The sequence below is a fragment of the Calditerricola satsumensis genome, assembly GCF_014646935.1.
Lineage (GTDB): Bacteria > Bacillota > Bacilli > Calditerricolales > Calditerricolaceae > Calditerricola > Calditerricola satsumensis.
Window position 1 is genome coordinate 57287 of sequence record NZ_BMOF01000007.1, and the last position, 6226, is coordinate 63512.

Below are 6226 nucleotides of genomic sequence, written 5' to 3' on the forward strand. Positions count from 1 at the left end.
TTCTCTCCGAACTGCAATGATTTATCTCAACATTGCAAACCTTGCAAATCATAACGCGAGATCGTACCCTTGAGGGTAGAGCAAACGTTTCCATGGGAGAAGGAGGAGCGCCAATGGCAGAGCCCGTATGGCACCCGTCACCGGAGTTTGTCCGCGAAACGCGCCTGTATCGCTGGATGCAGGCGCTGGGGTTTGACGACTACGATTCCTTTTACGCCGCGTCGATTCGGGACGTGGCCTGGTTCTGGGGAGAGGCGGAGAAAGCCCTCGGCATCGCCTGGTTTGCGCCCTACCGGCAGGTGCTCGACGTCTCGCGCGGCCCGGCGTGGCCGGAGTGGTTTGTGGGAGGGAAGCTGAACGCAGCGCACAACGCCGTCGACAAGTGGCTGGACGACCCCGCCGTGCGCCACCGCCCGGCCATCGTGTGGGAAGGGGAAGAGGGCACGGTGCGCACCCTAACCTACGAGGAGCTGGCGGCGTGGGTCAGCCGCGTGGCGTTTGGACTGAAGCGGCTGGGAATCGAAAAGGGGGACCGCGTGGCCCTCTACCTGCCGATGATCCCCGAGACCGTCGTGGCCATGCTGGCGGCGGCGAAGATCGGCGCCGTGGTGACGCCGGCCTTCTCCGGCTTTGGGGCGGACGCCGTGGCCAAGCGCCTGGAAAGCGCCCAGGCGAAGGTGCTGATCACCGCCGACGGGTTCTACCGGCGCGGCAAGGTCGTGCCGATGAAGGAGGAAGCCGACAGGGCGGCGGATCTGGCGCCGTGCGTCGAGCGGGTGGTTGTTGTGCGGCGCACGGGGCGAGCCATCCCGTGGCGCGAGGGGCGCGACCTCGACTGGGGCGAGCTGGAAGGGGAAGGCGGCGCGGTGCCCGCCGAACCGATGGACAGCGCCGATCCGCTGCTCCTCCTCTACACCTCGGGCACGACGGGTAGGCCCAAGGGCGTGGTCCACACCCACAGCGGCTTCCCGATCAAGGCCGCCTTTGACGCCGGCTTCGGCATGGACCTGAAGCCTGGCGAGGTTCTCCTGTGGGTGACCGACATGGGGTGGATGATGGGCCCGTTCCTCGTCTTCGGTGCGCTCCTGAATGCAGCGACGATGGTGCTGTACGACGGCACGCCCGATCACCCGGCGCCCGACCGCCTGTGGCAGCTCGTCGCCCGGCACCGCGTCACGCACCTCGGCGTCTCGCCGACGCTGATCCGCTCACTCCTGCCCCACGGCGAAGCGTTGGCCCACCGGCACGATTTGTCTCGCCTGCGCGTCATCGGGTCGACGGGCGAGCCGTGGAACCCCGAGCCGTGGCTGTGGCTGTTTGAGAAGGTGGGGAAGGGACGGATTCCCATTTTCAACTATTCCGGGGGAACAGAAATTTCAGGCGGCATTCTGGGCAACGTCCTTGTCAAGCCCATCGCGCCGATCACATTCAACGCCGCGCTGCCCGGCATGGCCGCCGAGGTGTACGGCGAGGACGGCCGGCCGGTGCGCGGTGCGGTGGGCGAGCTGGTGCTGACGCAGCCGTGGGTGGGGCAGACGCGGGGCTTTTGGCAGGACCCCGAGCGGTACGAGGAGACGTACTGGAAGCGCTGGCCGAACACGTGGGTGCACGGCGACTGGGTGATCCTCGACGAAGACGGCTTCTGGACGATTACGGGGCGTTCCGACGACACGCTCAACGTGGCCGGCAAGCGGCTGGGGCCGGCGGAAGTGGAGTCGGTGCTCGTCGACCATCCGGCGGTGAAGGAAGCGGCGACCATCGGCGTGCCGGATGAGGTGAAAGGGGAGGTGCCCGTCTGCTTCGTCGTGCTGAAGGCCGGCGTAGAGGCGTCCGACGCGCTGGCGCGGGAGCTCGTGGACTGGGTGGCCGAGCGGATGGGAAAGGCGCTGCGCCCCAAAGCCGTCCACTTCGTCGCCGACCTACCCAAAACGCGCAACGCCAAGATCATGCGCCGGGCCGTGCGCGCCGCCTACCTCGGCACGAGCGCCGGCGACCTGTCGGCGCTGGAGAATCCGGAGGCGGTCGAGGCGATCCGCCGGCTGGCGCAGTAACAGGGGTCGAGAAACCGAAGAACGCTGCTGGATCCGTGCGGGCCAGCAGCGTTTTTTGGTGGGGAAACGCGCGGTGTCTTCCCAATCGGCTGGCGGGATCGTGATGGATATGTGTTACAATGAGAGCAAGCCTATTCGATCTTGGACCTGTCGTCGGGATGGCTGTCGCGAAAAAGCGGTGGGAAGCATCGCGTGTTCGTGGGACAAGCTTGCCAAGGCAGAAGAAGAACGCGTAGGATGGAGACGTGTTGCGGCGTCGCCCTCCGCTTTTCCGACGATCGACTTTGGGGGGGTGAAACGATGCGCGAAGTGTCCGCCGGTGGCGTGGTGTACCGCAAACGCCACGGCACCGTGGAAATTCTGGTGATTGAGGACCGCTACGGCAAGGTGACGTTTCCCAAGGGCAAGCAGGAACCGGGCGAGACGATCGAGGGGACGGCCCTGCGTGAAATCGCCGAGGAAACGGGCGTGCGGGGCCGTATCGTCTGCCCGCTGGCTGTTGTCCGGTACCAGTATGTCCACCCGCGGGAAGGGAAGCTGGTGGACAAAGAAGTGCACTACTTTCTCGTCGAGGCCGACGACGGGGCGGTTCGCCCGCAGATGGAGGAAATCAACGAAGTCGCGTGGCTGCCGGCGCGCGAAGCGTGGCGGCGGCAGCGGGAGCACGGGTACGACAACAACGTGGCCGTGCTGATGAAAGCGTTTGCGTACTTGGGACTGGAGGGGGGAACGGATTGAATGCGCGACTTGGCCCCATACATCGACCACACCTTGCTCAAACCGGGCGCGACGGAAGCGGACATCCTCAGGCTGTGCGACGAGGCACGGACGTACGGCTTTTATGCCGTCTGCGTCAACCCCTATTGGGTGCGCACGGCGGCCAAACGCCTCGAAGGCACGCCGGTGAAGGTGTGCACGGTGATCGGATTTCCGCTGGGTGCGACGCCCACGGCGGTCAAAGTGTACGAGACCAAGCAAGCGCTATCCGACGGGGCGAACGAAGTGGACATGGTGCTCAACATCGGGGCGCTCAAGTCGGGGCACGAGTCGGCCGTGCGGGATGACATCGCCGCGGTGGTCCAGGCCGTGGAGGGGAAGGCCCTCGTCAAGGTGATCCTGGAGACGGGGCTTTTGACCGACGAGGAAAAGGCGCTGGCGTGCCGGCTGGCGAAAGAGGCGGGCGCCCACTATGTCAAGACCTCCACGGGGTTCGGACCGGGCGGAGCCACGGTGGCCGACGTGCGGCTGATGCGCGAGGTGGTGGGCGCGGAGATGGGCGTCAAGGCCTCGGGCGGGGTGCGCGACGCCCAGACGGCGCGGGCCATGATTGAAGCCGGTGCGACGCGCATCGGCACGTCGAGCGGCGTGGCCATCGTGACCGGGGCGCAGCCTTCGGGGAAAGGGTACTGACAACGCGGTCTGCCCTTGCGTGTCAAAACAGCCGTTCGATCCACCGCGCGTAGGGGCGGGCCAGCGGGAGCGCGACCAGGGAACAGAACAGGTTGAACAGCGTTTGCGCGTGGGCCACCTGGGTGTCGGGGTCGGCGCTTAGCCAGGCGACGAGCCGGGTGAGGGCGTCGAGCAGCGGATAGGCGGCCACGACGCCGAACACGTTAAAGGTGAAATGGCACCACGCCACGCGCCGTGCCGCCGGGCTGGTCCCGATGGCGGCGAGCAGGGCCGTGGTGCACGTGCCGATGTTGGCCCCCAGGACGAAGGCGATGGCCTGGGGAACGGAAAAAGTGTCGGTGGCTGCCATGCTCATGGCCACGGCGGTTGCCGCGGTGCTGCTTTGCATCAGAGCCGTAAAGACGAGGCCGAACAGAAGGGCGATCGCTTCGCTGTGCTGGGCGCGGCTGAACAGCTCCGCAAACCACGCCGTCTCCTCGAGCGGGCGCGCGCCGCTCTGCAGGATGGTGAGGCCCACCAGCAGGCAGCCGAACCCGCCGATGGCAAGGCCCACCCCCCTGAGCAGGGGGCGCTTGGGTGCGGCCCACAGGAAGGCCCCGACCAGCACGAGGGGCAGCGCGAAGCGATCCAGGTTGAGGGCCAGAAGCTCAACTGTGAAGCACGTGCCGACATTTGTGCCGAGGATCACCCCGACGGTGGCGGGGAAGGGGAGCGCGCGCGCGTCAACCAAGCCCACGAGGGCCACCGTGACGGCGCTGGAGGATTGCAGGATCCCCGTCACGGCGGTGCCGGTGACAAAGCCGTGCACCGGCGTGCGCGTGCAGCTGGCCAATAGCTGCGTCAGGCGGGGGCCGGTAATGCCGTCAAGCCCGCGGCGCATGAGGGAGAGGCCGAACAGGAACAAGGCCAGGCCGACGGAAAAGGGGATCAGCACCGTTTTGATCATGTCCTGCCCTCCGGACGGTGTTGTCCTTCCATTCCTATGAAGGGCAGGACCAAGCCATGCGCGAAGGGAGGGACGACGGTGGGGCGCGTCTATTTGCAGCGCAAACGGCGGCGGCGCCTGGAGCAGGGGCATCCGTGGATCTACCAAACCGAAGTGGCGCACATAGAGGGCGACCCCCAGCCCGGGGACCTCGTGGACGTCTACAACCACCAGGGCGTCTTTTTGGCCAGGGGGTACATCAACCCCCGCTCGCAAATCCTCGTCCGCGTCCTGACGTATGATCCGGACGAGGCGATCGATGTGGGCTTTTTCGTCCGCCGCCTGGATCAGGCCAAACGCCATCGCGAGCGCTTTCTGGCCGACACCTCCTCCTGCCGGATGGTGTACGGCGAGGCCGACTTTTTGCCCGGGCTGATCGTCGACAAGTTCGGCGACGTCCTCGTTGTCCAGCTGCTCACCTACGGCATGGACGCGCGCCGCGATCTCATCCGCGAAGCCCTGATCGAGGTGTTTCGCCCGCGCGGAATTTACCTGCGCAACGACGTGCCGGTGCGCGAGCTGGAGGGCCTGGCGCAGGAGAAGGGGGTATGGTACGGCGAGGTGCCGCGGTGGGTGGAGATCGTCGAGAACGGGCTCACGTTTGTCGTCGACGTGCACGAGGGGCAGAAGACGGGCTACTTCTTCGATCAGCGCGAAAACCGGGCCGCCATTGCCCCGCTGATGACCGGCTGGGGGGAGAGCGGAACGGACGGGGGCGAGGTGCTCGAGTGTTTTTGCCACACCGGCGCCTTCACCGTGCACGCGGCGCACTACGGGGCCAAGCACATCACGGCGGTGGACATTTCCGAGGACGCCATCGCCGTGGCCAAGGAGAACGTGGCACGCAACGGCTATGCCGATCGCGTCACGTTTCGCGTCGCCAACGCCTTCGACGAGCTGCGCCGGCTCGACGCCGAGGGCGCGCGCTTCGACGTCGTGATCCTCGATCCCCCTGCCTTCGCCAAGAACCGTCAGGCGGTGGAAAGCGCCTGTCGCGGGTACAAGGAGATCAACCTGCGCGCGATGCGCATCTTGCGCGACGGCGGGTACCTCGTGACGGCATCGTGCTCCTACCATGTCAGCCGGGAGCGGTTTATGGCCACCATCGCCGATGCCGCCCTCGACACGCACAAGATCCTCCGGCTCGTCGAGTTTCGCTCGGCCGGCAAGGATCACCCGGTGATCCACGGGGCCAGCGAAGGCGAGTACCTCAAGTTTGCCATCTTTGAGGTGCGCAGCCGGAAGTAGCGCCCGCGAGGCGGTTGGCATGCGCTTCCGTTTCGTGGTACGCTAGAGGCAAAAACGGGAGACAAGGAGGACGGTGGGCATGCCGCAAGACTGCGTGTTCTGCAAGATCATTGAAAAACAGCTGCCGGCGCGGTTTGAACACGAGGATGAGCAGGTGGTCGTCTTCCACGACATCAACCCCAAGGCTCCCACGCACCTCTTGATCGTGCCGCGCAAGCACATCCCGACGATGATGGACGTGGCCAAGGAGGACCTCCCCCTGATTGCCCACATCCACGCCGTGGCCCAGGAGCTGTACCGCAAGCTGGGTCTGACGGGCATGCGCCTTGTCAACAATTGCAACAAGGACGGGGGGCAGGAAGTGTTCCACCTGCATTACCATCTGATGGGGTGGAAAGGCGCAAACGGCTAACCCGCATCGCGGCTCCCCCGCAACAACGCACCGGGCGCGCGCCCTCTTGACGCCGGCCGTCGCGTGTCAACTCACATAAAAACCTAACCGAAGTGAAGCCGGTCACTCACGAGAAAATCT

General features: G+C 65.9%; 6 protein-coding genes. 5 read left to right on the forward strand and 1 reads right to left on the reverse strand.

Annotated elements, in window-relative coordinates; translation table 11 throughout:
• Positions 1–113 precede the first annotated feature (113 nt).
• The 3 genes from IEX61_RS03180 to deoC all read left to right on the forward strand — a co-directional run bounded on the left by IEX61_RS03180 (position 114) and on the right by deoC (position 3461).
• Positions 114–2051, forward strand: coding sequence for an AMP-binding protein (locus IEX61_RS03180; RefSeq protein ID WP_188816768.1), 1938 nt, complete (start codon positions 114–116; stop codon positions 2049–2051).
• A 300-nt stretch (positions 2052–2351) separates the two neighbouring features.
• On the forward strand, positions 2352–2789 hold the full coding sequence (locus tag IEX61_RS03185) for an NUDIX hydrolase (protein WP_054673065.1): 438 nt from the start codon (positions 2352–2354) through the stop codon (positions 2787–2789).
• Positions 2790–3461 carry a deoxyribose-phosphate aldolase gene (deoC, locus tag IEX61_RS03190; protein WP_188816769.1) on the forward strand — a complete coding sequence of 224 codons (672 nt, stop codon included), beginning with the start codon at positions 2790–2792 and terminating at the stop codon, positions 3459–3461.
• Between the two features lie 22 nt (positions 3462–3483).
• On the opposite strand, the gene IEX61_RS03195 is transcribed toward deoC, so the two are convergent.
• Positions 3484–4407, reverse strand: coding sequence for a Na/Pi cotransporter family protein (locus tag IEX61_RS03195; RefSeq protein WP_188816770.1), 924 nt, complete (start codon positions 4405–4407; stop codon positions 3484–3486).
• A 78-nt stretch (positions 4408–4485) separates the two neighbouring features.
• Between IEX61_RS03195 and IEX61_RS03200 the strand changes: the two genes are divergently transcribed.
• Positions 4486–5694: a class I SAM-dependent rRNA methyltransferase gene (locus IEX61_RS03200; RefSeq protein ID WP_188816771.1), complete on the forward strand. Its 1209-nt coding sequence runs from the start codon at positions 4486–4488 to the stop codon at positions 5692–5694.
• A gap of 79 nt (positions 5695–5773) precedes the next feature.
• Entirely contained in the window at positions 5774–6106 is a 333-nt protein-coding gene (locus tag IEX61_RS03205; RefSeq protein WP_188816772.1) for a histidine triad nucleotide-binding protein, read from the forward strand.
• Positions 6107–6226 lie beyond the last annotated feature (120 nt).

Excerpts from the sequence above, each read along its gene's own strand:
- IEX61_RS03205 (WP_188816772.1), top strand. The coding sequence starts at position 5,774 with ATGCCGCAAGACTGCGTGTTCTGCAAGATCATTGAAAAACAGCTGCCG.
- IEX61_RS03185 (WP_054673065.1), top strand. The coding sequence starts at position 2,352 with ATGCGCGAAGTGTCCGCCGGTGGCGTGGTGTACCGCAAACGCCACGGC.
- deoC (WP_188816769.1), top strand. The coding sequence starts at position 2,790 with ATGCGCGACTTGGCCCCATACATCGACCACACCTTGCTCAAACCGGGC.
- IEX61_RS03180 (WP_188816768.1), top strand. The coding sequence starts at position 114 with ATGGCAGAGCCCGTATGGCACCCGTCACCGGAGTTTGTCCGCGAAACG.
- IEX61_RS03195 (WP_188816770.1), bottom strand. The coding sequence starts at position 4,407 with ATGATCAAAACGGTGCTGATCCCCTTTTCCGTCGGCCTGGCCTTGTTC.